This is a genomic window from Falsirhodobacter sp. 1013 (assembly GCF_051195255.1).
Lineage (GTDB): Bacteria > Pseudomonadota > Alphaproteobacteria > Rhodobacterales > Rhodobacteraceae > Falsirhodobacter.
In genome coordinates this window covers 493,017-517,301 of the sequence record NZ_JBNJLK010000001.1, presented here as the reverse complement: position 1 = coordinate 517,301, position 24,285 = coordinate 493,017, and the positions used below count along the sequence as shown (strand labels likewise).

Sequence of the window (24,285 nt, the reverse complement as noted above, 5' to 3'; positions counted from 1 at the left end):
AGCCCCGGATGCGGGGTCTCGTGACAAGATCGTGTGAGGCTGCGGCCTTGCCCGTCTTTTCGCCGCTGCTTACAACGGTGTAAAGGCCCGGTGGCCCCGCGCTCGTGCGTGTAGCGATGTAAGGGGCGGCCGGACCCAAGTCAACGTTGCGCAACCCCGCGCGGCCCAACCGGAGATGACGATGCTGATCAAAACCCTTCTTGGCGCCACGGCGATCGCGCTGGCCCTTGCCGCGCCCACCTTCGCGCAAGAGGCGCAGCCTTCGACGCCTGCCCCGACCGCAACGGCCCCCGCCACGGTTCCCGCCACGGACGCCAAGGCCGACACGGTGGTCGCCACCGTCAACGGCACCGACATCACGCTGGGCCAGATGCTGGTCCTGCGCCAGCGCCTTCCCGCGCAATATCAGCAGCTTCCCGACGATCAGCTGTTCAAGGGCGTGATGGAACAACTGGTCCAGCAGCAGGCGCTGGCCGACACGGTCGGCGACAAGCTGACCCCCAAGGACGAGATCGCGATCGAGATCGAGCGTCAGTCCTATCTTGCCGCGAAGGCGCTGGAAGAGCTGGCCGCCGCCGCCGTGACCGATGACGCGCTTCAGGCGGCCTATGACGAAAAATATGCCAACGCTGAGCCGCAGACCGAATACAGCGCCGCCCACATCCTGGTCGCTACCGAGGAAGAGGCCAAAGCGGTGAAGCAGCAACTGGACGACGGCGCCGATTTCGCCACGGTCGCAAAGGAGAAATCCACCGACGGCGCGGCCCAGAACGGCGGCGACCTTGGCTGGTTCGGACAAGGCATGATGATCGAGCCGTTCCAGGACGCCGTCGCCGCCATGAAGGTCGGCGAAATCTCTGCCCCGGTGCAGACGCAGTTCGGCTGGCACGTGATCAAGCTGAACGACACGCGCGAAGCCGCCAAGCCCACGCTGGACGACGTGCGCGACGAGCTGACGCAGGAGATCCAGCAAAAGGCCGTGACCGAAAAGCTGGCCGAACTGGAAAGCTCGGCCGAGGTGACCCGCCCGGGTGAAGGCCTTGACCCGGCCGTCATTCGCAACGATGCCCTGATCGACAACTGAGGGAGTGCGTCATGGCGAAGACCGACTGGAAAGCTGAAGCGAAAACGCTGAAGAAAAAGCTGAACAAGGCCAAGGCCCGGCTGGACACCGCACCGGTGGCCACGACGGCCAAGGTCAAGACGGTCTCGCCGCTGGCGCCCAAGAACGGATTCCCTGCATTGCCCGACATTGCGGGGGTCGAATTCGCGGCGGTGGAGGCGGGCGTGCGCTACGCCGGCCGCACCGACGTGACGCTGATCCGGCTGGCGGGCGGCACCGCCGTCGCCGGCGTGTTCACCCGGTCCTCCACCCGCTCCGCCTCGGTGCTGGACTGTCAGGCCAAGCTGAAGGTGGACGTGCCGCGCGGGGCAGGGGCCGCGATCCTCGTGAACTCCGGCAACTCCAACGCGTTCACGGGCCGGGCGGGCGTCCGGTCGGTGGAGGCGGTGACGGGGGCCGTCGCCTCGGCGATGGACCTGCCGCAAAGCCGGGTCTTCTCCTCCTCAACCGGCGTGATCGGGGAACCGCTGCCGCATGATCGGATCGTGGCCAAGGTGAACGACCTGGTGACCGGCCTTGACCCGCGCGGGATCGAGATGGCGGCACGCGCCATCATGACGACCGACACCTTCCCCAAGGGCGCCTCCGCCATCGTGCAGGGCGAAGGCGGAGAAATTCGCATCGCCGGCATCGCCAAGGGCTCGGGGATGATCGCGCCCGACATGGCGACGATGCTGGTCTACATCTTCACCGACGCCAAGATCGCACCCGCCCGCCTGCAGGCGATGCTGTCGCGTCAGGTGGACAACACGTTCAACGCGATCACGGTGGACAGCGACACCTCCACCTCCGACTCGCTGATCCTCGCCGCCACGGGCAAGAGCGCGGCGGCCGAGGTGAAGGCCGGTCCGGTGGCCGCGGCCTTCGAGGCGGCGCTGAAGGGCGTGATGCTGGATCTGGCGCAGCAGGTCGTGAAGGACGGCGAAGGGGCGACGAAGTTCGTGGAAGTGCGCGTCACCCGCGCCGCCACGCCCGAAGACGCGCATCGCGTGGCCATGGCCATTGCCAACTCGCCCCTGGTCAAGACCGCCATTGCGGGCGAGGATCCGAACTGGGGCCGCATCGTCATGGCCGTGGGCAAGTCCGGCGCCGCGGCGGATCGCGACAAGCTGAAGATCAGCCTTGGCGACATGGTTCTGGCGGAAAAGGGCTGGCGCAGCCCCTCCTATTCCGAGGAGGACGCCGCCGCCTACATGAAGCGCGATGAACTGGTTCTGACGGTCGATCTGGGGATGGGGCGTGCGGCGCGCACGGTCTGGACCTGCGATCTGACGCATCGCTACATCGACATCAACGCCGACTACCGCTCGTGACGCTGATTCTGGTATCGGCCGTGGCCCTGATCGATGATCGGGGCCATGTGCTTTTGGCGCAGCGCCCCGGGGGCAAATCCATGGCCGGCCTGTGGGAGTTTCCCGGTGGCAAGGTGGAGGCGGGGGAGACGCCCGAAGCCGCCCTTGCGCGTGAACTGGCGGAGGAGCTGGGGATCGAGGTGCGGGAGGCCGATCTGGTGCCCCTGACCTTCGCCAGCCACGCCTATGACCGCTTTCACCTGCTGATGCCGGTTTTTGTCTGCCGCCGGTGGAGCGGGAAGGTGCAGGGGCGGGAAGGGCAACAGCTGGCTTGGGTGGCGGCGGCAGAGCTGGACAGCTTCCCCATGCCCCCGGCCGATCTGCCTTTGCTGCCGGCCATTATCGCCGCTCTGTAACAGGAAGATCACAATCCTGCCAACAAGCGGGCAATCGCTCACTTTCGTTGATGAAATTTTAACGACTTCAGGTATGAATGGATCCATGGGGCAAGCCAGAGGGGATTCAGCATGCTGCGTACCATCACTATCGGAAGCTGCATTTCGGTGCAGGGCACGTTCGTCGGACCTGCGACGGATGGCAAGATCATCGTAAGCGTCGGCGAAAAGCAGTTCGTCGGCCGTCCGGTTGCCGGGGCCGCTGTCGCAGCCTGAACGCTGCCAATGGGACGCTGAAGAAAAACCGGGCCCAAGCCCGGTTTTTTTATGTTCTGAAGATAACAGAGGTCAAGGAAAAGCCGGGCACAGGGCCCGGCCTTCTTGTGTCTTAGTCCAGCTTGCGGACGACTTCTTCCCGCTCGAAAATCTCGATCACGTCGCCGGCACGGATGTCTTCGTACCGTTCGAACGCCATACCGCATTCCTGACCCGAGATGACTTCCTTCACCTCGTCCTTGAAGCGCTTCAGCGTCTTCAGCGTGCCTTCGTGGATCACCACGTTGTCGCGCAGAAGGCGCACACCGGCCGAGCGACGGGCCACACCTTCTGTGACCAGGCAGCCCGCAACCATGCCAACGCCGGTGACCTTGAAGGTCTCCTTGATGGTGGCATAGCCGATGAAGTGCTCGCGGATCTCGTTCTTCAGCAGGCCCGAAGCGGCGGCTTTGATGTCGTCCACCAGATCGTAGATGATCGAGTAGTACCGGATCTCCACGCCCTTCTGGTGAGCCGAGTTCCGCGCCGAAGCGTTGGCCCGGACGTTGAAGCCGATGATCGGGGCGTTGGACGCCTCGGCCAGACCCACATCCGAATCGGTGATCGCACCGACGCCGGAATGCAGGACGCGCACGCGCACCTCGTCGTTGCCGACCTTTTCCAGCGCCTGAACGATCGCCTCGGCCGAACCCTGAACGTCCGCTTTCACCAAGACCGGCAGTTCCGCCACGTCCTTGTCGGCCTTGGCCTTCGCCATCAGCTGTTCCAGCGTCGTCGCGGCACCGACCGCGGCGCGTTTGTCCTTGGCGGCGTTCTCGCGATAGGAGGCGATCTCGCGCGCCTGCGCCTCGGTTTCCACCACGTTCAGCACGTCACCGGCACGCGGGGTGCCGTCCAGGCCCAGAACCTCGACCGGCACCGACGGACCGGCCTCGTTCACGCGTTCGCCCTTGTCGTTGATCAGCGCACGGACCTTGCCCCACTGCTCGCCCACGACGAAGATGTCGCCGCGCTTCAGGGTGCCGTTCTGCACCAGAACCGTCGCCACGGGACCACGGCCCACATCCAGCTGCGCCTCGATCACGGCGCCGGAGGCAGCACGCTCGGGGTTGGCTTTCAGTTCCAGGATCTCGGCCTGAAGGGCGATGGCTTCCAGCAGGTTGTCGAGGCCCTGACCCGTCTTGGCCGAAACCTCGACGTCCTGAACCTCACCCGACATGGCTTCCACGACCACTTCGTGTTGAAGCAGGTCGGTGCGGACCTTGGTCGGGTTCGCACCCGGCTTGTCGACCTTGTTGATCGCCACGATCATAGGCACCTTGGCGGCCTTGGCGTGGTTGATCGCTTCCACCGTCTGCGGCATGACCGCGTCATCGGCCGCGACCACCAGCACCACGATGTCCGTCACATGCGCGCCACGGGCCCGCATGGAGGTGAACGCCGCGTGGCCGGGCGTGTCGAGGAAGGTCAGCAGCGCGCCGCTTTCGGTCTTCACCTGATAGGCGCCGATGTGCTGCGTGATGCCGCCGGCTTCGCCGGACACCACGTTCGCTTTGCGAAGCGCGTCCAGAAGCGAGGTCTTGCCGTGGTCCACGTGGCCCATGATCGTGATGACCGGGGCGCGGGTGTACAGGTCCTCGTCCTTGTCGCCGACCTGCTGGATCACCTGCTCCACGTCCGAATCCGACACGCGGACCGCACGGTGGCCGAATTCCTCGATCACCAGTTCGGCGGTGTCGGCGTCGATGGCCTGGTTCATCGTGACCATCATGCCCATCTTCATGAGCGACTTGACCACGTCCGCGGCCCGTTCGGCCATGCGGTTCGCCAGTTCCGACACCACGATGGTTTCGGGAATGCGGACGTCGCGCACCTGCTTTTCAGGCCGAACGTTGCCCATCATCTTCTGACGGGCCTTTTCCTGCTTCCGCTTCATCGCGGCCAGCGAACGCGTGCGTCCGCCTTCGCCCGACAGGGCGTCGTTAAGTGTCAGCTTGCCGCCGCGACGGCTGTCTTCGCGGGCCTTGCCGGCACGATCGCGTTCCTCGCGCTCACGGTCCGCCTTGCGGGGGGTGGCGACGCCGGGACGGGTCGAGGCCGGGGCAGGGCCTGGCTGCATGGCCTGACGCGGCGCCGGGGCGTCCGCTTCGGCACGCTTGGCGGATTCAGCACGACGTGCGTCCGCGTCGGCCAAGGCCTTGAGGCGTTCTTCTTCCTCGGCCTTGGCTTTCAGCGCTTCCTGACGCTCGCGCTCCTCGCGGTCGCGGGCCTCGATTTCGTCACGACGACGCTGGCGTTCTTCCTCGCGCTGACGTTCCTCGGTGGCCCGACGCTCGGCATCCTCGGCCTCGCGGGACTTGGCGAGCTTCAGCGCGTTGAGGCGACGTTCCATCTCGGCATCGGTGATGCCGGCGGGGCGCTTGGACGGGTCGCCCAGACGCTGGCTTCCGCCAGCGGCCGACCCCGAAGCGGCCGGCTTCGGCACGACAACGCGCTTGCGCTTCGTTTCCACCAGAACGCTTTTCGTCCGGCCATGGCTGAAGCTTTGCTTCACGGACCCCGAACGCGGGGCGCCACCCAGGCCGAGGGGTTTCTTACCGTCTGTATCGCTCATGCGTCTTTCGTATCCCTTCCGGCGGGCCTGCCGCCGATATTTCCGCGAAGCCCGGCGAGTCTTGCCGCTTCCTCTACAACACGCGTCGTGAGTCCACCAGCCGCAAGCGCGCCGTGTATCGCATGTTCACGTCCGAAAGCCAAACCCAATTCCTGCGCGGTCAGGCAGCCAATGAACGTCTCCTTGCCGCCCGGAGGGTGCAGCTTCGACTTGCCGCGTTCCGAGCCGTCGCTGGCCTGGACAAGAACCTGCGCCTTGTCCTTGGTCAGCCAATCCTTCACCTTCTCGTATCCCGTCACGGCCCGGCCCGCCTTGCGGGTCAGGCTGATCAGGTCCACCACCCGCCGGGCCACCTGGGCGTCGACCATGTCGGCCAACCCTTCCGGCACCTTCACGGGCTGACGTGCGGCGCGGGCAAACAATCCCTTCGCCGCCGCCTTCTCGATCGCCTTGCGGTCGGCCGAGACATAGAATCCGCGCCCCGGCAAGCGCCCGAGCACGTCGGGCACCACCTGCGCGTCGGGGCCAAGACCGAACCGGATCAGCCCCGCCTTCGGGCCACTGGTGCCCGTCACGATGCATTTCCGTTCGGGGTCGTCCCGCATGTCGTCCCGGCCGCCGCGCGTCATTTACGCCTCTTCGTCTTCCTCTTCGGCTTCCTCTTCCGAAGCCTCCAGTTCCGTCGGATCCACCCAGCCCAGCATCACGCGGGCGGTCATCACCATGGTCTGCGCGTCTTCCAGCGACACGCCGAACGATTCCAGCACGCCTTCATCCTTCACGCGCTTGCCGTCCTGGGTCGTCCAGCCGCCGGCCAGTTCCCAGTCCGCGCAGGTGGCGAAGTCTTCCAGCGTCTTGATGCCGTCCTTGGCCAGGGCCTCGACCATCTGCGGGGTCAGCCCCTCGAACTCGATCAGGCTTTCCTCGACGCCAAGACCGCGGGCTGTTTCCAACGCCTTGATGTTGGCCGCTTCCAGGTGATCGCGGGCGCGGGCCTGAAGTTCGGACGCCGTCCCCTCGTCAAAGCCGTCGATGGAGAGAAGCTCGTCCAGCTCCACGTAGGCGACTTCTTCCAGGTTGGTGAAGCCCTCCGAGACAAGGAGTTGGGCCATCATCTCGTCGATATCAAGGACCTCGGTGAAGAGATTCGTGCGCTCGTTGAATTCGGCCTGACGGCGCGCGCTTTCGTCGCTCTCGGTCACGATGTCGATGTCCAGCGCGGTCAGCTGGCTGGCCAGACGCACGTTCTGGCCGCGGCGGCCGATGGCCAGGGACAGTTGTTCGTCCGGAACCACCACCTCGATCTTGCCCGCATCGTCGTCGATCACGACCTTGGACACCTCGGCCGGCTGCAGCGCGTTCACGAGGAACGTCGCCTGATCCTCGTTCCACGGGATGATGTCGATCTTCTCGCCCTGCAGTTCGTTCACCACGGCCTGCACGCGGCTGCCGCGCATGCCGACGCAGGCGCCGACCGGGTCGATGGAGTTGTCGTAGGAGATCACGGCGATCTTCGCGCGCGAACCCGGGTCGCGGGCCACGGCCTTGATCTCGATGATGTTATCGTAGATCTCCGGCACTTCCATCTTGAACAGTTCGGCCATGAACTGCGGGTCGGTGCGCGACAGGAAGACCTGCGGGCCCCGCGGTTCGCGCCGGACATCCTTGATGTAGCAGCGGATGCGGTCGTTCGGGCGGTAGGATTCGCGGCCGATCTTCTCGTTCCGGCGCAGGATGGCCTCGCCGCGACCGATGTCGACGATGATGTTGCCGTATTCCTCGCGCTTGACCAGACCGTTGATGATCGTGCCCTTGCGGTCCTTGAACTCGTCGAACTGGCGGTCGCGCTCGGCTTCGCGGACCTTCTGCAGGATCACCTGCTTGGCCGACTGCGCCGCGATCCGGCCCAGATCGACCGGGGGAACCTCGTCGGTGACCTCGTCCCCGACCTGCGGATCGGCAAGGTAGGATTTCGCCTGCTTCACCGTCAGGTGGGCGTGGTGATTCTCGAACTCGTCATCGGCGACGACGGTGCGGACGCGCGCGAAGGTGGCGCGGCCCGTCTTGCGGTCGATCTTCACGCGGATGTCCAGTTCGGCGCCGTAGCGCGACTTCGCGGCCCGGGCGAGGCTGTCTTCCATCGCCTGGATCACCAGGTCCGGATCGATCATCTTTTCGCGCGCCACCGCCTCGGCGGTCTGCAAAAGTTCAAGCTGGTTGGCTGAGGTGATCGCCATGTCAGAAGGCCTTTCGGGTCAGTGCCGGGTAGGGGGGGTGTCGGAGGAATCGTCTTCGTCCTCTTCGCCCGCATCATCGGAATCGGTGGTCTGGACTTCGTCGAAGTCGGCTTCGTTGAACACGCCGCTGGCCTTCTTCTGGCGCAGCATTTCCGCGATCAGCTCGTCCGTCAGGATCAGCTTGGCGTCCGACAGCCAGTCGAACTCCAGCCCGATGGTCAGGATCTCGCCCGATTCCTCGATCTCGATCAGGATCTCGGACCCTTCGGTGCCGCGCAGGAAGCCCTTGAAGCGGCGGCGCCCGTCGATCAGCTCGGTCGTTTCCACGCGCGCCTCGTAGTCGGCCCACATGTCGAAGTCCTTCAGGCGCGTCAGCGGCCGGTCGATGCCGGGCGAGGACACCTCGAGGACGTAATTGTCCTCCACCGGGTCCTCGACGTCCAGCACGGCCGAGACGGCGGTGGAGATCTGCGCACAGTCATCGACATCGATCCCACCCTCGGGCTTGTCGGCCATGATCTGAAGCACGCGGGTCCGGCCGCCCATCAGGCGGATGCGGACCAGTTCGAACCCCAGTCCTTCGATCGTGGGGGTCACGATTTCGGCGAGGCGCCGGTCGATGGCGGTCTTGGCAATGAGGTCGGTGGTCATGAGGGTTCCAGAAACAAAAAAGCGGGCCCGAGCGGCCCGCATATTCATCCGGTGGAGCGTCGGGTTTGGACACCGACACGCCGCTATGAAGGTTCATATAGTGCGGATCGCGCCGCGACGCAAGCTCAGGTGCGCTGGTTCCAGCTGGCCGACGCATAATTGCGGGTGTAGAAGATGCCCATCAGCCCGATCATGAAGAACACCAGCGTGACGATCAGCGGATAGGTGATGTTCGTGTTGCGCGGCAGGTAGTTCAGGAAGATGAAACCGCGGTTCTGGTCGATGATGTGGAACAGCGGGTTCCAGTCGAACATCACCAGCATCATCGCGGGAAGGGAGTTGGCGAGGAACATCTTGCCCGACGCGATCATGTTGACCCGCTGATACAGCGTCACGATCATGCTGACGGTCCGCGGCGCCCAGGGCATGAAGGCATAGGCGACCATCCCGATCGCCACGCCGCTGCCCCATGCCAGCAGGAACATCCCCATCATGCCCTGCCATTCGTCGATGTGGATCGGGTTCACCGCCGCATGGTAGATGTACAGCACCACCGTCGCCGACAGCAGCTGCACGTAAAGCTGCGACAGCGCCGCCGCGAGGATCGCCACCACGGGGTTCATGGGCGAATGCTTCATCATCTGCGACGTCATCCCCTCGGCCCGGGACACGGCGGCCATGGTCTGGGTGTGAGTGATGAACAGGAAGATGCCCGACATCACGTAAAGAATGAAGTCGCCCCGGATCGCGCCGCCCTTCAGCCCCGACAGCGACATCAGCACCGTGAAGGCCGTGACCATCATGATCGTGCCCAGCATGTTCATCAGCAGGCCGATGATGGCGTTGCCCGATCCCTTGCGGATGTGCCGGACGGTGGCGTGGAACACCACTTCCCCCGTGCGCAGGATGGCGGCGAAGGTGGAACGGCGGTTCAGTTCGATCTGGAACATGGCGTCCCCTTCCATGGGTTTTCGGCGGAGAGCTTGCCGAAGGCGTCGGGCTTGATGATAAGGGGAGCGGGCGCCACGATCAACGCGCCTCATGTCGCGACGGCACAGATGGAGACGACGATGGACTTTCAAACCCTCATTCCCACCTTGCGCCGCCTTGCGCTGGAAGCCGGCGACCGGATCATGGACATCTATGATTCGCCCGATTTCGACGTGCGGGCCAAATCCGACGACAGCCCCGTGACAGCGGCGGACGAAGCGGCGGACGCCCTGATTTCTGAAGGGCTGCGCGCGGCCTTTCCCGATGTGACCCTGATCACCGAGGAACAGGCCGACAGCCACGCCCTGACCGCCTCCACCTTCCTGATCGTGGACCCGCTGGACGGCACGAAGGAGTTCGTGCAGCGCCGCGGCGACTTCACCGTCAACATCGCTTATGTGGAAAACGGCGTGCCCGTGCGCGGCGTGGTTTTCGCGCCGGCCAAGGGACGCCTGTTCTACACCCAGGCCGATGGCACCTCGGTGGAGGAGATGGGTCCCCTGCACAAGGACATCGTGGGCGACGTGACGCCCTTGAAGGTGTCCACCCCCGACAACGCGGCCCTGATGGTGGTCGCGTCGAAATCGCACCGGGATCAGGCAACGGACGACTACATCGCGAAATACGGCGTGCGCGACATGACCAGCGCCGGATCCAGCCTGAAGTTCTGCCTTGTCGCGACCGGAGAGGCGGACCTGTATCCGCGTCTGGGCCGCACGATGGAATGGGACACCGCCGCCGGCGACGCCGTGCTGCGCGGCGCGGGCGGTCACGTGGTGCGTTTCGACGACCACACGCCGCTGGCCTATGGCAAGGAGGGCTGGGACAACCCGTTCTTCATCGCCCACGCCCCGGGTGTGGAGCTGAAGTGATGTCGGTCCTGATCGCGATTCCCGCCCGCTACGCGTCCACTCGCTATCCCGGCAAGCCGCTGGTCTGCCTGCGCGGCCCGGACGGGCAGGGCAAGACCCTGATCCGCCGCAGCTGGGACGCCGCGATGGCCGTGAAGGGCGCCGACCGCGTGGTCGTGGCCACCGACGACGACCGCATCCGCGAACATGCCGAAGGTTTCGGGGCCGAGGTTGTGATGACCTCCGTGTCCTGCCGCAACGGGACCGAGCGTTGCGCCGAGGTGGCGGCGAAGCTTCCCGGTCACGACATCGTGGTGAACCTGCAGGGCGACGCGCCGCTGACCCCCGCCTGGTTCATCGAGGATCTGGTGGCCGGCCTGCGCGCCGACGCGGATGCGGAAATCGCGACCCCCGTGCTGCGCTGCGACGGGGCGGCCCTGAACGGGCTGCTGGCCGACCGTCGTGCCGGCCGCGTAGGCGGCACGACGGCGGTGTTCGGGACCGGGGGGCGGGGGCTCTACTTCTCCAAGGAAGTCATTCCCTATACCGGGCAGACCTATGCCGACGACGCGGCGACGCCCGTGTTCCACCATGTCGGCGTCTACGCCTACCGGCCCGACGCGCTGGCGGCCTATCCCGGCTGGGACATCGGCCCCTTGGAAACGCTGGAAGGGCTGGAACAGCTGCGCTTTCTGGAAAACGGCCGCCGCATCCTGTGCGTCGAGGTGGAGGCCCGCGGGCGCGAGTTCTGGGAATTGAACAACCCCGAGGACGTGCCCCGGATCGAGGCGATGCTGGCCCGCGCCGGATAGGTCGTTACAACTTTCGCGGCAGTGCCCTTGAATTCGGGCACGGTCCCTCTATCCTTCCGGTCGGATCGTTCCCGTGCTTGTCAAGGCGATACGAAATCCGCTTACTGGCATCGCCGATGTCACCAATATGTGAGAGTCATGAGCATCAAGAAGGTCACGAAAGCCGTTTTCCCGGTCGCTGGTATGGGAACACGTTTCCTTCCGGCCACCAAATCCGTTCCCAAGGAGATCCTCTCCCTGGTGGACCGTCCTCTGGTCCAGTACGCGATCGACGAAGCGCGCGAAGCCGGGATTGAGGAGTTTATCTTCGTGACGTCTCGCGGGAAATCCGCGCTGGAAGATTACTTCGACGTGTCGCCCACCCTTGAGGCGTCGCTGAAGGCTTCGGGCAAGGACGACCTGCTGAAGATTCTGAACAACACGAACATGGACGATGGCAAGATCGCCTATGTCCGTCAGCACCGCGCCCTTGGCCTGGGCCACGCGGTCTGGTGCGCCCGCCGCCTGATCGGTGACGAGCCTTTCGCCGTCATGCTGCCCGACGACGTCATCACCGGCGACACCCCCTGCCTGAAGCAGATGGTCGAGGCCTATGAACAAACGGGCGGCAACATCGTGGCCGCGATGGAAGTCCCGGTCGAGGCGACGAAGTCCTACGGCATCCTCGACGTGTCCGAGGACATGGGCAACATGGTCCGCGTCAAGGGCATGGTCGAAAAGCCGAAGTCCAACCCGCCGTCGAACCTGGCCGTGATCGGCCGCTACATCCTGACGCCCTCCGTGCTCGACACGCTGGACAAGAAGGAAACCGGCGCAGGCGGGGAAATCCAGCTGACCGACGCCATCGCCAAGGAAATCACCACTTCGAACAACGTCTTCGGCTTCCGCTTCCGTGGCCAGCGCTACGACTGCGGTTCGAAAGCCGGCTTCCTGCAGGCCACCGTGGCCTTCGGTTTGGCCCGCGACGATCTGAAGGACGAATTCAGCCTGTTCCTGAACGACATCGTCGCGGCCCAGAAGGCGGCGCAATAAGCACGTGATCTGGCGGAGCCCGAAAGCCCCGCCCGTTTCCCTGCTGGACCTGCCTCCGATGCGCCATTCGCCCCGCGAGTGGCGCATCGCTTATGGATTGTGGTGGAAACGGAGACGCCTGTTGCGGCAGGCCGAACGCAGCGGGAACGACCTGACGTCCCTGCGTGACCTTACCCCCACGCTGTCCCCCCGTGCCATCCTGTGCTTTTCCTCTGTCCGCAACGAGCGGGCGCGGCTGCCGCATTTCCTGCGGCATCATCGTGCCTTGGGCGTGGACCACTTCCTGATCGTGGACAATGGCAGCGACGACGGCACGGTCGACTGCCTGCTGGACCAGCCGGACGTGTCGCTGTGGTCCACCCAAGCCGGTTACAAGGCCGCGCGCTTCGGGCTGGACTGGACGACGTGGCTGCAGCGCCGGCACGGTCATGGCCGCTGGTGCCTGACGCTGGATGCAGACGAGCTGCTGGTCTATCCCTATTCCGACAGCCGCGACCTGCGCGCCCTGACCGGCTGGCTGGAGACGTCGGGCCAGGACATGTTTCCCGCGATGATGCTGGACCTGTACCCCAGGGGACCGATCGGGACGGCGGGCGATCCGGACGATCCCCTGCGCACCCTGTGCTGGTTCGACGCCGGCAATTACGGGCTTCAGGTGCAGCCGCGAATGCGCAACTTCTGGATTCAGGGCGGCCCGCGCAGCCGTGCGCTTCTGGACGATCCGCAACGGGGACCGACGCTGAACAAGGTGCCGCTGATCCGCTGGCAAAGGCATTTCGCCTATGTGAACTCCACCCACTCCGCGCTGCCGCGCCGCCTGAATCGCTTCTACGCCGAGGATGGCGGAGAGTGGCCGTCGGGGGTTCTTCTGCACACAAAATTCCTCGACTCCGCCCCGGCGCGTGCCATCATCGAAAAGAAGCGGGGGGAGCATTTCTTCGATGGTTCCCTTTACGCGGGATATTACGACGCCGTTGCGGCCGATCCGGATCTTTGGCATCCCCACGCCCGGCGGCTGACCGGGTGGCGGCAACTGGAAGCCCTTGGCCTCATGTCGCGCGGAGGATGGGTTTAAGGCGTGTTTACAAGGTTCCGCCCTGACACTACCACTTCACCCATCCGCAAACCGGAAAGGGGCTGAGCGTGGGTCTGGTTTCGACACTCCAGCTGCGCCTGCGTCGGGAGATGTGGCACCTGCGCGCCCGCCGGCGGGCCAGCGACCTGTCAGTCGTGGCCAACCGCACGGGGCGGATCCAGCGGGGCGACATCCTTTTGTTCTGCACCCTGCGCAATGAACGTGTCCGGCTGCCCTTCTTTCTGGACTACTACCGCCGGATGGGGGTCAATCACTTCTTCTTCGTGGACAACAACAGCCACGACGGCTCGCGCGAGTATCTGGCCCGGCAGGACGACATCTCGGTCTGGGGGACGAAGGACAGCTACAAGCGGGCGCATTTCGGGGTGGACTGGCTGAACGGCCTGCAACGGCGCCACGCGCATGGCCACTGGTGCCTGACGGTCGATGTGGACGAATTCTTCGTGTATCCCTTCTGCGACATGCGCCCCCTGCGGGCGCTGACGGACTGGCTGGAAAGCTGCTCGATCCGGTCCATGTCGGCGATGCTGCTGGACATGTATCCCAAGGGCCCGATCGGGGCACGGCCCTACCACGAAGGGCAGGACCCGTTCGAGATCGCGAGCTGGTTCGACAGCGGCAACTACCTGATCAGCCGCAACGGGCAATACGGCAACCTGTGGATCCAGGGCGGGCCGCGCGGGCGGGCGTTCTTTGCCGACGCGCCAAAGTCGGCGCCCGCGCTGAACAAGATCCCGCTGGTGCGCTGGCATCGCAACTACGCCTATGTCAGTTCCACCCACATGATGCTGCCCCGCGGTTTGAACAACGTCTATGACCGGTGGGGAGGGGAGAAGGCCTCCGCCTGCCTGCTGCACGCCAAGTTCCTTGACACCTTCGGCGCCAAGGCCGAGGAGGAGATCCGCCGCGGAGAGCATTACGCCCAAAGCCGCGAATACATCGCCTACAAGGAACGGATGGCACAGGAACCCGATCTTTGGACCCGGTGGAGCGAGCAATACGTCAACTGGCGGCAGCTGGAGATCCTGGGCCTCATGTCGAAGGGAAACTGGGCATGAGCGTCGGTTTCGTCATGCTGTGCCACACCGCATTGGACCGGGCGGCCGAAGTGGCCCGCCACTGGGCGCAGCAGGGCTGTCCGGTGGTGATCCATGTCGACGCCCGCATCCGGCCACGGGCCTTCCGCGAGATGCGGACCGCGCTGGCCGATTATCGCAAGCTGATCCGCTTCAGCCCCCGGCATCGCTGCCATTGGGGCAGCTGGAACCTCGTCGCCGCGACGCAGGACGCCTCCGCCCTGATGCTGCGGGAGTTTCCGCAGGTGCAGCATGTCTTCCTCGCCTCGGGCGCGTGTTTGCCGTTGCGACCGGCGGCGGATCTGGCGGCCTATCTGGCGGAACGTCCGGGCACCGATTTCATCGAATCCGTCACCACGCGCGAGGTGGGCTGGACCGTCGGCGGTCTGGACATCGAACGGTTCCAGTTCTTCTTCCCCTTCTCGTGGCGGCGCCACCGGCGGCTGTTCGATCTGGCCGTGCGCGCGCAGCGGCGGTTGCGCGTGCGCAGGCGGGTGCCCGAAGGGCTTGTGCCGCATCTGGGCAGCCAATGGTGGTGCCTGTCGCGCCCGACGCTGGAAGCGATCCTGAAAAGCCCGGACCGGTCCCGTCACGACGCGTACTTCCGGCGGGTCTGGATTCCGGACGAAAGTTATTTCCAGACACTGGTGCGCCGCTATTCCAAAGCCATCGAAAGCCGGTCCCTGACGCTGTTCAAGTTCGACCATCAGGGCAAGCCGCACATCTTCTATGACGATCACCTGTCGCTGCTGCGCCGGTCGGACTATTTCGCCGCGCGCAAGGCCTGGCCCCACGCCGACAAGCTGTACGATGCCTTCCTGCGGCCCCAGAAGACGGGCGCCCCACGGGCGGAGCCCAATCCAGGGCGGATCGACCGGCTGTTCACGGCCGCAAAGGAACGCCGCCTGAAGGGGCGGGCAGGGCTTTACATGCAAAGCCGGTTCCCCACGAACAACTTCGAAAACGGCAAGACCGCCGTGTCCTATTCGGTCTTCCAGGGGTTTTCCGACGTCATGCCCGGCTTCACGGAATGGCTGACCCATGTGACGGAAACCCGCGTGCACGGCCACCTTTTCGGACCCGATCGGGTGGAGTTCGCGGGCGGGGAGTCGGTCTATCGCGGCGGGCTGTCGGACAGCGCGCGCCTGCGCGACTACAACCCGAAAAGCTTCCTGACGAACCTGATCTGGAACACGCGCCCCGAACACCAGTGCTTCATGTTCGGGCCGTGCGACAACCAGAAGGTCAACGACTTCATGGCGGCCGATCCGAACGCCCGCTTTGCCATCATCACGGGCGCCTGGGCCGTGCCGCTCTACCGCTCCGGTCAGCCGTTCGAGGAGATCCGCCGCGAAGCCGCCCGCCTGCAACGGGTGGAGATGGAGCTTCTGGACCTTCTGAACCAACACTGGGTCAAGGCCCGCGTCCGCATCTGGTCCCTTGCCGAATTTCTGGACCACCCGATGGAGCCGTTGCAGACCGTGGTGGAGGACACCGCCCCGCGTCTGCGCCCGCGCGTCACCTCGGTCCCGCCACTGGTGGACCTGACCGGCTTTGGCGCGTTTCTTCAAAGCCTGCGAAATCATGGCATGCAACCTTTGGTCATGGGGGATTATCCCGCCAACGACCTGTTCCACAGCGACGATCAGCAGAGCCGTCCTTATCTAGTGAGTTGAAATGACCTTCACCAGTTTCGTCATGTTCGCAGCGATGCGGACCGGCTCGAACTTTCTGGAAGCGAACCTGAACGCCATCCCGGGCCTGACCTGCCACGGCGAGGTGTTCAACCCCGGCTTCATCGGCAAGCTGAACCAGACCGAGATGTTCGGCTTCGACATGGCCGCGCGCGACGCCGATCCCGTGGCGGTCCTGACCGCCATGCGCGCGCAATCCGAAGGCTTGGCCGGTTTCCGGCAGTTCCAGGACCACGACCCCCGCATCACCGAGGCGGTGCTGAACGACCCCACCTGCGCCAAGATCATCCTGACGCGCAATCCGCTGGAATCCTATGTCTCGCTGCTGATCGCGCGATCGACGGGGCAGTGGAAGCTGTCGCATGGGGGGAAGCTGCGCAGCGCACGCGTGCATTTCGACGCGACGGGCTTCGAACGGCACATCGATTCGCTGGGACGCTTCTATGCCGACCTGATGCACCGGCTGCACGTGACGGGGCAGACCGCCTTCCACATCGACTACGAAGACATCCAGGACATCGACGTCCTGAACGGTCTGGCCCGGTGGCTGGGGATCGAGGGGCGGCTGGAAGCGCTGGACACCAAGCTGAAGAAGCAGAACCCCGAACCCTTGTCGGAAAAGCTGGAAAATCCCGAAGGCGTGGTGGAGGCGCTGGCCGCGATCGACCGCTTCGGCTTCTCTCGCATTCCGAACTTCGAACCGCGCCGCCCGCCACCGGTCCCCACCTTCATGGCCGCGGCGCAGGCGCCGGCGCTGTACATGCCCATGCGCAACGGGCCGGACGATCAGGTGTCGGCCTGGCTGTCGGCATTGGGTGATGGCTTGCTGGAAAAGGTGGACCAGCGCGCGCTGGGCGAATGGCGCCAAAGGGTGGGAAGTGTCCGCAGCTTCACCGTCCTGCGCCATCCACTGGCCCGCGCCTACGAGGCGTTCAACACCCAGATCGTGGAAAACCGTCTTCCGGGCATCCGGCAGCAGCTGGTGCGCCGCTTCGCGCTTCCCCTGCCGGCCCCCGACACGGTGATGGAGTTCGAGGAGCAACGGACCGCCTTCCTGGCCTTCCTGCGCTTCCTGAAGCTGCATGTGGCGGGACAATCGGGCGTGCGGGCCGAGGCGGGATTTGCCTCGCAGACCGCGATGCTAGAGGCGTTCTCGCGCTTCCGCAGCCCGGACCTGGTGTTGCGCGAGGGTCGTCTGGCGGAAGGTCTCGCCTTCCTTGCCTCGCAACTGGATCTGCCATGCCCGGCGCTGGGGCCGGCCGCCGCGCCAGACCGCTACCCCTTGGCCACGCTGGTGGATGACGAGATCGAGGCCGCGGCGCGCGACGCCTACCTTCGCGATTACGAAGGTTTCGGCTTCGGCGACTGGCGCGACGGTTAGGCCGCCTGAGAGGCGCGACCTTCCGTCAGGATGGCATACAGCTTGGCCGGGTCCGTGTTGGCCCGCAGCTTCTGGCAGATGGCGGCGTCGCGCATGGTGCGCGACACCAAGGCTAGGGCCTTCAGGTGATCCACGCCCGAATCCTTTGGGGCGAACAGGGCAAAGACGAGGTCGACCGGCTGGCGGTCGACGCTGTCGTAGTCCAGCGGCTTTTCCAGCCGCAGGAACACGCCCTGGATGCCCGGCAGGTTGTGCAGGCGGGCATGGGGCAGGGCGATGCCGTGCCCCACCCCGGTGGGCCCCAGACCTTCACGTTCCTGAAGCCCGTCCGTGGCCGTGGCCGCCGTCAGCCCATAGGCCCCGGCCGCAAGTTCGCCCAGTTCCTGAAACAGGCGCTTCTTGCTGGTCATGTGACCCGTGACGCGAACCGCGCCCGGCGCGAGAATCTTGCTCAGTTCCATAGCATCCTCGGCCGTGACCGGCCCTTATCGACTGTTGCGGGGGTCGATCCATCCAATGTTGCCGTCTTCGCGACGGTACACGACATTGACGCCCCCGTGTCCTTCGTTGCGGAAGACAAGCATCTGCTGTCCGCCAAGTTCAAGTTGCATGACCGCCTCTCCCACCGTGATGGCGGGCACGCGGCCCTCCGTTTCGGCGATAATCATGGGCTGCCACACGTGATCCTCGGGTTCGTCAGCCTCCTCGGATGGGGCGAGGATATACGAGGAAGCGCCTCCGAATTCAACCGGGGTCGTCCGGTCGCGGTGGTGGTCGCGCAGGCGGCGCTTGTAGCGGCGGACCTGCTTGTCCATCCGCTCCCGCGCGGCCTCGAACGCGGCATAGATCTCGGTCGCGCGGCCCTTGGCCGAAATGTCGAGTCCGGTAGACAGGTGAATCACCACCTCGCAGGAAAATTCATGGGCGATCCGGGAAAAGAAGATCACGGCCTCCGTGGGACGCTGGGCATATTTCTCCATCATCTCGGCGAGTTCGGAGCGCACATGGGTTTGAAGCGCGTCGCCGATGTCGATCTGCTTGCCACTGATCTGGTAGCGCATGGTCATCCTCCTTGATCACGGGGCCGCCTGAGGCCCATGACTCAATGATGGGGATACATTGTACGAAATCCAGTCTTGTTTCACCGATCCGTTACAAACGGAGGATTCGCTCAGGCCATCGTGAAGGCTTCGCCCAGGTAGACCTGCCGCACCATCGGGTCGGAAATGATCTGCGCGGTGTTGCCGCTTTTCAGGATGGTGCCGTCATGCAGGATATAGGCGCGGTCCACGATGCCCAGCGTTTCGCGGACGTTGTGGTCGGTGATCAACACACCGATTCCCCGCCGCTTCAGGTCCTGCACCAGGTGCCGGATCTCTGCCACGGCGATGGGATCGACCCCGGCGAAGGGTTCGTCCAGCAGCACGTAGAAGGGGTTGGCGGCCAGACAGCGGGCGATCTCCACCCGCCGGCGTTCGCCGCCCGACAGGGCCAGCGCGGGCGAGCGGCGGATATGGGTGATGGAGAAGTCCGACAAGAGCTCCTCCAGCCGTTCCCGGCGGCGGTGGCGGTCGGGCTCGCGAATCTCCAGCACCGCGAGGATGTTGTCTTCCACCGACAGGCCGCGGAAGATCGACACCTCTTGCGGAAGGTAGCCGATGCCAAGGCGCGCCCGGCGGTACATCGGAAGCGCGGTCACGTCGCGCCCGTCGATCAGCACCTCGCCGCTTTCGGGGGTCACAAGGCCCGCGATCGAATAGAAGCAGGTCGTCTTGCCGGATCCGTTGGGCCCCAGAAGCGCCACCACTTCCCCGCGGTCCAGATGCAGCGACACGTCGCGGATCACGGGCCGGCGCTTGTAGCTTTTGCGCAGGTTGCGGACGGTCAGGCCGGACCCGGTCATTGCGACTGGCCCGGCTGGAAGGTGGTCTGCACGCGCCCTTCCATCCGGCCCGTGCCGGCGGCGGCGTCGATGGTCAGCTTCTGGCCCGCGATGGTGCTTTGCCCTTGGGTCAGAAGCACGTCGCCCGTCATCTCGATCACGCCGGATTCAATGGTATAGGCGGCCTGCTCGGCCTCGGCCGCGATGTCCGCATTGGCCAGCGTCACATTGCCATCGGCGTGCAAGGTGCGGATCTCGCCCTGCGCCTCGCCGTATTCGACGCGGACCTGGTCGGCGGCCAGGCGCAATTCGCCCTGGACGACGCGCACGTTGCCGTTGAAGGTTGCGACGCCCGTGGCCTGATCGACCGACAGGCGGTCGGCGTCCACGGTGACGGGGGCGGAAGTGTTCTGGCTCATCCCGCCAAGATCGATCTGCGCGGCCTGCGCGAGCACCAGGGATGGGCAGGACAGGGCGGCCAGCAGGACGAACGTTTTCAGCATGGGGGATTCCGGGATCAGTTCCTAGGAGTGTATATCAGCTTGACCCCGTCCGTGAAGTCCAGCCGGTAATTGGCGCGGGTGGCGTCTTCGGCCGTCAGCGTCATTCCGCCCGCCGTCAGCTGGCCCATCGGGGCAAGCCCGGTGACAGGGCCTTCGCCCACGACCTGCGTGGCATCGGTGCGGGCCGTCACGGTGGGCAGGCTGATGTCGTAGCCTTGCGAATTGCGCATCCGCACCTGCCCCGACAGCGTGACCATGCCGATTTCGGGATCGAAGGTGCCGGCGGCCGCCTGAAGCTGGGTTTCCACCCCGTCCGGCGTGTCAAGATCGGCGCGCAGGGCGGACAGGCTGGCGGCCCGTTCGTCGGTCGGGGGGCGGGCCTCGGCGGCGGCGATGTTCAGGGTGGCGCCGTCGCTGGTGACGCCCGACCAGGTGGGCAGGGTCAGGCGCGGGTCCATCGCGCGGCCGGTCACGTCCACCGTGGCGTAGGGAATGGCCGCGTCGGGGTTCACCGTGCGGGATACGAGGAAGATCGTGGACAGCAGCACCAGCGCCGCCAGCGGAAGGATGACCTTCAGCCAAGCGACGGTTCGGGTATGTCGGTCCGTGATCTTCGCCATGTCAGACCACCCCGGCCCGCAGACAGTCGTGGATGTGGATCAGGCCAACGGGAACCTCGCCCTTGACGACGAACAGCGCGGTGATCTTGCGGTCCTGCATTACGGCCACGGCCTTTTCGGCCAGCGAATCCGGATCGATGGTGCGGGGGCCGCGGGTCATCACCTCGCCGGTGGTGTGGGTCAGAAGGCCCGCCATGTGGCGACGAAGGTCGCCGTCGGTGATGATGCCGACCAGACGGCCATTCTCGGTCACGCCCAGCACGCCGAAGCCCTTGCCGCTCATCACCAGAAGCGCTTCGGACATGGGCATGTCCATGGGCACCAGCGGCAGGTCGTTGTGCATCAGGTCTGCCACGCGCGACAGGCGGGCGCCCAGCTTGCCGCCGGGGTGGAAGACGCGGAAATGTTCGGGCGTGAACTCCCGATGCTCCATCAGCGCCAGCGCCAGCGCGTCGCCCAAAGCCAGCGTCATGGTGGTGGAGGTGGTGGGCACGATACCGGTTCCGCAGGCCTCGGGGGCCGAAGGCAGCAGCAGCGCCACGTCCGCCTGCCGCAGCAGGGTCGAATCCGCGCGCCCGGCGACGCCGATGAGGGGGATGGCGAAGCGGCGCGTGTGGGCGATCAGGTTGGCTAGCTCCGGCGTTTCGCCGGAAAAGGACAAAACCAGCGCCACGTCGTCGGCCGTGACCATGCCCAGATCGCCGTGGCTCGCCTCGGCGGGATGGACGAACTGCGCCGGCGTGCCGGTGGAGGCGAGGGTGGCCGCGATCTTCTTGCCGATGTGACCGGACTTGCCCATGCCGGACACGATCACGCGGCCCTTGGCGCCAAGGATCATCTCCACCGCGGCGGCAAAGCTGTCGTCCAGCGCGACGCCCAAGGCGGTCAGCGCCTGCGCCTCCGTCTCGATCACGCGACGGGCGGTGGCAAGATAATCAGTGGTGGAAGATGTCATTCGGCTCGTCCCATCCCATCAGGTCCAGTTGCGCGCGCGTGGGCAGGAAGTCGAAGCAGCGCTGCGCCAGCTCCGTCCGGCCCTCGCGCTGCAGGCGGTGTTCCAGTTCCGCCTTCAGTGCGTGCAGGTACAGCACGTCCGACGCGGCGTAGTCCTTTTGCGCCTCGGTCAGTTCCTCGGCCCCCCAGTCGGAGGTTTGCTGCTGCTTTGACACGTCCACGCCCACCAGTTCGGTCAGCAAGTATTTCAGGCCGTGCCGGTCGGTGAAGGTGCGGATCATCTTCGACGCGATCTTGGTGCACCACACGGGCGCGGTCCGCACACCGAAGGCCTTCTGCAGGGCGGCGATGTCGAAGCGGCCGTAATGGAACAGCTTGATCACCGCCGGGTCGGTCAGCAGCCGTTCCAAGTTCGGGGCCTCGGTCTGACCCTTGGCAATCTGCACCAGATGCGCGTTGCCGTCCCCGGACGACAGTTGCACCACGCACAGCCGGTCGCGGCGCGGGTCCAGACCCATGGTTTCCGTGTCGATCGCGACAACGGGACCAAGGTCCAGGCCGTCGGGCAGATCGTTCCTGTGCAGGTGAATGGTCATGGTTGCCCCGATGCAGAAGGTTTGCTTTCAGCTATGCGCTTTGCCGTCCGACCGCAAGGAAGTGGTGGCTGTCATCGGGCCGTCACGCGAATGTCGTAAGGCCGCGCCATGACGCACAGCGCACCCGACCCCTATCGCCACCGCATCGGCCTTCTGGCCGATCCGCATGTGCACGCCACGCGCCTTCCGGGTGTCGACGGCCCCGCCCTTCGGCCGTTGGAGGAGGTGATGGCTTCCACCCGCGTCTTCAACGAAAGCGTGCCCGCCTTCCGCGCAACGCTGGCGGGGATGGAGGCGCAGGGCGCGGCGCTGGTGCTGCTGCTGGGCGATCTGACCGATGACGGGCAGGAAACGGACCTGCGCACCGCCCGTGCCATCCTCGCCGAGCACGAGGCGCGGGGCATGCGCTTCCTGATGGTGCCCGGCAATCACGACATGTTCGGGATGAAGGGACGGCACCTGACGCAGGGCTATGTCGTCGGCGACAGGACACAGCGCCGGTCCAGCCAGCCCACGGCGGGGGAGGTTCACGATCCCGGCATGCGCGCGCTGGGTTACCCCGAGGCGCTGGCCCTGCTGCCCGGTCTGGGCTTCACCCCCGATCCGCGCGACCTGCACTGGGAAAGCCCCTTCGGCAGCGCCGACTGGGTCCGGCGCACCTATGGCCCGAACAACCAGATCGACGCCAGCTATCTGGTGGAGCCGGTGGAGGGCGTCTGGATCCTGTCGCTGGACGCGAACCATTTCGTGCCGGGCGCGGCGAAGGGGGCTATCGAGGGATTGGCCGATCCGAACCATCAGGGCTGGGCGGCCGTGGTGCGCGACCGGCCTTACCTGCTGGACTGGATGACGGACGTGGCGGCACGGGCACGGGACGGCGGCAAGCGCCTGATCGCCATGTCCCACTATCCGATGCTGGAGCCTGCGGATCGCGTGCTGGCGCTGGACCTGCCGCTGCGAGGCGGGGCGCCGGACGCCCAGCGCGACGCGGTGGCGGAGGCCTTGCGCCAGACGGGCATCGGCCGCGTGGTGACCGCGCATTACCACCTGAACGCCGATGTTCGGCTGGGCGGCCCGGATGGGCGCGTGCTGGCCAATCACGCCGTGCCGTCACCCGTCACATGGCCCGGCGCCTACCGCACGCTGGGGCCGGAGGGGCTGGTCACCCATCTGGTGCGCCCGGCCGATTTCATCGACGGCGATCCCTACGGCGGCGCGCTGCCGACCGATGACTATGGCGCCTTCCTGAAAGCGCATTACGAGGCGCAGATGGTGTGGCGCTACTACCGCCCCGAATGGCCCGAGGCCGCGTTGAAGGGGCTGGAGACGGCCCGCATCGCCGACCTGCCCGCACGGCAGGTGTCGGACGATTGGTATCACCTGCGCAAGGGCGCCCCGATCCCGGAGGAACGGCTGCGCCTGTATCGCCGCCTGTCGCCGGATCCGCTGACGGCGCTGACGCGCCGCCTGACGGCCTTCGTGCAGGGTTATTCGGCGGCGGAATAGGTGACGGTCACGCCGTCCAGCCCGTCCACGCCGCCTTCAACCTTGCTGCCGTCCACGACCGCGCCGATGCCGGCAGGCGTCCCCGTCATGATCAGGTCACCCGGTTGCAGGTGGTAGAATTTCGACAGGTAGACCAGAACCTCCACCGGGCCCCGCACCATGTCGGACACCTTGCCGTCCTGGCGCATCTCGCCGTCCAGGCTCAGCCAGATGCGCTGGTTGGCCAGGGTGAAGGCGTCGGCCTTGGTGATCGGGCCCATCACGGCCGACTGCTCGAAGTTCTTGGCGAAGTCCCACGGGCGGCCCTTCTTCTTGGCCACCGCCTGAAGATCGCGCCGCGTCATGTCGAGGCCGACGCCATAGCCGTAGATCGCGGCCTGCGCCTCCTCCTCGGTGGCGCGGAACAGGGGGGCGCCCAGTGCGATCACCAGCTCGATCTCGTAATGCAGGTTTTCGGTGCCGGGGGCATAGGGCAGGGTGCTGCCGGTCGGCACGATGGCCTGCGCGTCCTTCAGGAAGAAGAACGGCGCCTCGGTGTCGACGGTCGATCCGACCTCGGCGGCGTGATCGGCATAGTTCTGGCCCACGCAGAAGATGCGGTGCACCGGATAGGCGTCGGTTTCACCCTGAACGGGCAGGGTCGGATAGGACTTCGTGGGAAACAGGGTCATGTGCGGCTCCTCCGGTATGCCGGAGGAGCCTGC

The 24,285-nt window shown here is 65.7% G+C and carries 25 protein-coding genes; 12 read left to right on the top strand and 13 right to left on the bottom strand.

Features of this window, described 5'->3' with window-relative positions; translation table 11 throughout:
• Positions 1 to 181: 181 nt before the first annotated feature.
• The 4 genes from ACSHZY_RS02705 (at position 182) to ACSHZY_RS02690 (ending at position 3,086) form a co-directional block, all read left to right on the top strand.
• Complete coding sequence (locus tag ACSHZY_RS02705) at positions 182 to 1,084, top strand: peptidylprolyl isomerase (protein ID WP_435165023.1); 903 nt, start codon at positions 182 to 184, stop codon at positions 1,082 to 1,084.
• A gap of 11 nt (positions 1,085 to 1,095) precedes the next feature.
• A complete protein-coding gene (gene argJ / locus ACSHZY_RS02700) occupies positions 1,096 to 2,436 on the top strand; it encodes a bifunctional glutamate N-acetyltransferase/amino-acid acetyltransferase ArgJ (protein ID WP_435165020.1) in 1,341 nt (446 codons plus the stop codon).
• A 2-nt stretch (positions 2,437 to 2,438) separates the two neighbouring features.
• Positions 2,439 to 2,831: an 8-oxo-dGTP diphosphatase MutT gene (gene mutT, locus ACSHZY_RS02695; protein WP_435165452.1), complete on the top strand. Its 393-nt coding sequence runs from the start codon at positions 2,439 to 2,441 to the stop codon at positions 2,829 to 2,831.
• Positions 2,832 to 2,942: 111 nt separating this feature from the next.
• The gene (locus ACSHZY_RS02690) at positions 2,943 to 3,086 is read left to right on the top strand and encodes a hypothetical protein (protein WP_435165017.1); all 144 of its coding nucleotides are present in this window, start codon (positions 2,943 to 2,945) and stop codon (positions 3,084 to 3,086) included.
• Between the two features lie 112 nt (positions 3,087 to 3,198).
• On the opposite strand, the gene infB is transcribed toward ACSHZY_RS02690, so the two are convergent.
• From infB to ACSHZY_RS02665, 5 genes are all read right to left on the bottom strand, one after another.
• A complete protein-coding gene (infB, locus tag ACSHZY_RS02685; RefSeq protein WP_435165014.1) occupies positions 3,199 to 5,700 on the bottom strand; it encodes a translation initiation factor IF-2 in 2,502 nt (833 codons plus the stop codon).
• Positions 5,697 to 6,329 carry an RNA-binding protein gene (locus tag ACSHZY_RS02680; protein WP_435165011.1) on the bottom strand — a complete coding sequence of 211 codons (633 nt, stop codon included), beginning with the start codon at positions 6,327 to 6,329 and terminating at the stop codon, positions 5,697 to 5,699. Before ACSHZY_RS02680 ends, infB begins: the two co-directional genes overlap by 4 nt.
• A complete protein-coding gene (nusA, locus tag ACSHZY_RS02675) occupies positions 6,330 to 7,937 on the bottom strand; it encodes a transcription termination factor NusA (RefSeq protein ID WP_435165008.1) in 1,608 nt (535 codons plus the stop codon). It abuts the gene before it with no gap.
• An 18-nt stretch (positions 7,938 to 7,955) separates the two neighbouring features.
• Positions 7,956 to 8,588, bottom strand: coding sequence for a ribosome maturation factor RimP (gene rimP, locus ACSHZY_RS02670; RefSeq protein WP_435165005.1), 633 nt, complete (start codon positions 8,586 to 8,588; stop codon positions 7,956 to 7,958).
• A 125-nt stretch (positions 8,589 to 8,713) separates the two neighbouring features.
• Positions 8,714 to 9,538, bottom strand: a complete 825-nt coding sequence (locus ACSHZY_RS02665; protein ID WP_435165002.1) for an ABC transporter permease — start codon at positions 9,536 to 9,538, stop codon at positions 8,714 to 8,716.
• Between the two features lie 120 nt (positions 9,539 to 9,658).
• Here ACSHZY_RS02665 and cysQ point away from each other — a divergent pair, with 120 nt between their 5' ends.
• From cysQ to ACSHZY_RS02630, 7 genes are all read left to right on the top strand, one after another.
• Positions 9,659 to 10,450 carry a 3'(2'),5'-bisphosphate nucleotidase CysQ gene (cysQ, locus tag ACSHZY_RS02660; RefSeq protein ID WP_435164999.1) on the top strand — a complete coding sequence of 264 codons (792 nt, stop codon included), beginning with the start codon at positions 9,659 to 9,661 and terminating at the stop codon, positions 10,448 to 10,450.
• Entirely contained in the window at positions 10,450 to 11,241 is a 792-nt protein-coding gene (locus ACSHZY_RS02655) for a 3-deoxy-manno-octulosonate cytidylyltransferase (RefSeq protein WP_435164997.1), read from the top strand. Before cysQ ends, ACSHZY_RS02655 begins: the two co-directional genes overlap by 1 nt.
• Positions 11,242 to 11,379: 138 nt before the next feature.
• Positions 11,380 to 12,273, top strand: a complete 894-nt coding sequence (gene galU, locus ACSHZY_RS02650; protein ID WP_435164994.1) for a UTP--glucose-1-phosphate uridylyltransferase GalU — start codon at positions 11,380 to 11,382, stop codon at positions 12,271 to 12,273.
• 4 nt (positions 12,274 to 12,277) lie between these two features.
• Positions 12,278 to 13,348 (top strand): glycosyltransferase family 2 protein, encoded by a 1,071-nt coding sequence (locus ACSHZY_RS02645; RefSeq protein ID WP_435164991.1) that lies wholly within the window; start codon positions 12,278 to 12,280, stop codon positions 13,346 to 13,348.
• A 110-nt stretch (positions 13,349 to 13,458) separates the two neighbouring features.
• Positions 13,459 to 14,427 (top strand): glycosyltransferase family 2 protein, encoded by a 969-nt coding sequence (locus ACSHZY_RS02640; protein ID WP_435165449.1) that lies wholly within the window; start codon positions 13,459 to 13,461, stop codon positions 14,425 to 14,427.
• Positions 14,424 to 16,121 carry a DUF5927 domain-containing protein gene (locus ACSHZY_RS02635; RefSeq protein WP_435164988.1) on the top strand — a complete coding sequence of 566 codons (1,698 nt, stop codon included), beginning with the start codon at positions 14,424 to 14,426 and terminating at the stop codon, positions 16,119 to 16,121. Before ACSHZY_RS02640 ends, ACSHZY_RS02635 begins: the two co-directional genes overlap by 4 nt.
• Position 16,122: 1 nt before the next feature.
• A complete protein-coding gene (locus tag ACSHZY_RS02630; protein WP_435164985.1) occupies positions 16,123 to 17,520 on the top strand; it encodes a nodulation protein NodH in 1,398 nt (465 codons plus the stop codon).
• On the opposite strand, the gene ACSHZY_RS02625 is transcribed toward ACSHZY_RS02630, so the two are convergent.
• From ACSHZY_RS02625 to ACSHZY_RS02595, 7 genes are all read right to left on the bottom strand, one after another.
• Positions 17,517 to 17,981 carry a PTS sugar transporter subunit IIA gene (locus tag ACSHZY_RS02625; RefSeq protein ID WP_435164983.1) on the bottom strand — a complete coding sequence of 155 codons (465 nt, stop codon included), beginning with the start codon at positions 17,979 to 17,981 and terminating at the stop codon, positions 17,517 to 17,519. The genes ACSHZY_RS02630 and ACSHZY_RS02625 overlap by 4 nt on opposite strands.
• A 24-nt stretch (positions 17,982 to 18,005) precedes the next feature.
• Positions 18,006 to 18,581, bottom strand: coding sequence for a ribosome hibernation-promoting factor, HPF/YfiA family (hpf, locus tag ACSHZY_RS02620; RefSeq protein ID WP_435164980.1), 576 nt, complete (start codon positions 18,579 to 18,581; stop codon positions 18,006 to 18,008).
• 110 nt (positions 18,582 to 18,691) lie between these two features.
• On the bottom strand, positions 18,692 to 19,423 hold the full coding sequence (gene lptB / locus ACSHZY_RS02615; RefSeq protein ID WP_435164978.1) for an LPS export ABC transporter ATP-binding protein: 732 nt from the start codon (positions 19,421 to 19,423) through the stop codon (positions 18,692 to 18,694).
• On the bottom strand, positions 19,420 to 19,905 hold the full coding sequence (gene lptA, locus ACSHZY_RS02610) for a lipopolysaccharide transport periplasmic protein LptA (RefSeq protein WP_435164975.1): 486 nt from the start codon (positions 19,903 to 19,905) through the stop codon (positions 19,420 to 19,422). Before lptA ends, lptB begins: the two co-directional genes overlap by 4 nt.
• Positions 19,906 to 19,919: 14 nt before the next feature.
• Complete coding sequence (locus tag ACSHZY_RS02605) at positions 19,920 to 20,525, bottom strand: hypothetical protein (protein WP_435164972.1); 606 nt, start codon at positions 20,523 to 20,525, stop codon at positions 19,920 to 19,922.
• Position 20,526: 1 nt separating this feature from the next.
• On the bottom strand, positions 20,527 to 21,480 hold the full coding sequence (locus tag ACSHZY_RS02600) for a KpsF/GutQ family sugar-phosphate isomerase (protein WP_435164969.1): 954 nt from the start codon (positions 21,478 to 21,480) through the stop codon (positions 20,527 to 20,529).
• Positions 21,461 to 22,075 (bottom strand): ribonuclease D, encoded by a 615-nt coding sequence (locus ACSHZY_RS02595; RefSeq protein WP_435164966.1) that lies wholly within the window; start codon positions 22,073 to 22,075, stop codon positions 21,461 to 21,463. The genes ACSHZY_RS02600 and ACSHZY_RS02595 overlap by 20 nt, the downstream gene beginning before the upstream one ends.
• Before the next feature lie 108 nt (positions 22,076 to 22,183).
• Between ACSHZY_RS02595 and ACSHZY_RS02590 the strand changes: the two genes are divergently transcribed.
• Positions 22,184 to 23,581: a metallophosphoesterase family protein gene (locus ACSHZY_RS02590; RefSeq protein WP_435164963.1), complete on the top strand. Its 1,398-nt coding sequence runs from the start codon at positions 22,184 to 22,186 to the stop codon at positions 23,579 to 23,581.
• On the opposite strand, the gene ACSHZY_RS02585 is transcribed toward ACSHZY_RS02590, so the two are convergent.
• Positions 23,563 to 24,252 carry a fumarylacetoacetate hydrolase family protein gene (locus tag ACSHZY_RS02585; RefSeq protein ID WP_435164960.1) on the bottom strand — a complete coding sequence of 230 codons (690 nt, stop codon included), beginning with the start codon at positions 24,250 to 24,252 and terminating at the stop codon, positions 23,563 to 23,565. The two genes, ACSHZY_RS02590 and ACSHZY_RS02585, sit on opposite strands and share 19 nt — an antisense overlap.
• Positions 24,253 to 24,285: the final 33 nt, after the last annotated feature.

Bases quoted from the DNA above. Each gene is read 5' to 3' on its own strand.
- ACSHZY_RS02705 (WP_435165023.1), top strand. From the start codon at position 182: ATGCTGATCAAAACCCTTCTTGGCGCCACGGCGATCGCGCTGGCCCTT.
- argJ (WP_435165020.1), top strand. From the start codon at position 1,096: ATGGCGAAGACCGACTGGAAAGCTGAAGCGAAAACGCTGAAGAAAAAG.
- ACSHZY_RS02690 (WP_435165017.1), top strand. From the start codon at position 2,943: ATGCTGCGTACCATCACTATCGGAAGCTGCATTTCGGTGCAGGGCACG.
- infB (WP_435165014.1), bottom strand. From the start codon at position 5,700: ATGAGCGATACAGACGGTAAGAAACCCCTCGGCCTGGGTGGCGCCCCG.
- ACSHZY_RS02680 (WP_435165011.1), bottom strand. From the start codon at position 6,329: ATGACGCGCGGCGGCCGGGACGACATGCGGGACGACCCCGAACGGAAA.
- nusA (WP_435165008.1), bottom strand. From the start codon at position 7,937: ATGGCGATCACCTCAGCCAACCAGCTTGAACTTTTGCAGACCGCCGAG.
- rimP (WP_435165005.1), bottom strand. From the start codon at position 8,588: ATGACCACCGACCTCATTGCCAAGACCGCCATCGACCGGCGCCTCGCC.
- ACSHZY_RS02665 (WP_435165002.1), bottom strand. From the start codon at position 9,538: ATGTTCCAGATCGAACTGAACCGCCGTTCCACCTTCGCCGCCATCCTG.
- cysQ (WP_435164999.1), top strand. From the start codon at position 9,659: ATGGACTTTCAAACCCTCATTCCCACCTTGCGCCGCCTTGCGCTGGAA.
- ACSHZY_RS02655 (WP_435164997.1), top strand. From the start codon at position 10,450: ATGTCGGTCCTGATCGCGATTCCCGCCCGCTACGCGTCCACTCGCTAT.
- galU (WP_435164994.1), top strand. From the start codon at position 11,380: ATGAGCATCAAGAAGGTCACGAAAGCCGTTTTCCCGGTCGCTGGTATG.
- ACSHZY_RS02640 (WP_435165449.1), top strand. From the start codon at position 13,459: ATGTGGCACCTGCGCGCCCGCCGGCGGGCCAGCGACCTGTCAGTCGTG.
- ACSHZY_RS02635 (WP_435164988.1), top strand. From the start codon at position 14,424: ATGAGCGTCGGTTTCGTCATGCTGTGCCACACCGCATTGGACCGGGCG.
- ACSHZY_RS02630 (WP_435164985.1), top strand. From the start codon at position 16,123: ATGACCTTCACCAGTTTCGTCATGTTCGCAGCGATGCGGACCGGCTCG.
- ACSHZY_RS02625 (WP_435164983.1), bottom strand. From the start codon at position 17,981: ATGGAACTGAGCAAGATTCTCGCGCCGGGCGCGGTTCGCGTCACGGGT.
- hpf (WP_435164980.1), bottom strand. From the start codon at position 18,581: ATGCGCTACCAGATCAGTGGCAAGCAGATCGACATCGGCGACGCGCTT.
- lptB (WP_435164978.1), bottom strand. From the start codon at position 19,423: ATGACCGGGTCCGGCCTGACCGTCCGCAACCTGCGCAAAAGCTACAAG.
- lptA (WP_435164975.1), bottom strand. From the start codon at position 19,905: ATGCTGAAAACGTTCGTCCTGCTGGCCGCCCTGTCCTGCCCATCCCTG.
- ACSHZY_RS02605 (WP_435164972.1), bottom strand. From the start codon at position 20,525: ATGGCGAAGATCACGGACCGACATACCCGAACCGTCGCTTGGCTGAAG.
- ACSHZY_RS02600 (WP_435164969.1), bottom strand. From the start codon at position 21,480: ATGACATCTTCCACCACTGATTATCTTGCCACCGCCCGTCGCGTGATC.
- ACSHZY_RS02595 (WP_435164966.1), bottom strand. From the start codon at position 22,075: ATGACCATTCACCTGCACAGGAACGATCTGCCCGACGGCCTGGACCTT.
- ACSHZY_RS02590 (WP_435164963.1), top strand. From the start codon at position 22,184: ATGACGCACAGCGCACCCGACCCCTATCGCCACCGCATCGGCCTTCTG.
- ACSHZY_RS02585 (WP_435164960.1), bottom strand. From the start codon at position 24,252: ATGACCCTGTTTCCCACGAAGTCCTATCCGACCCTGCCCGTTCAGGGT.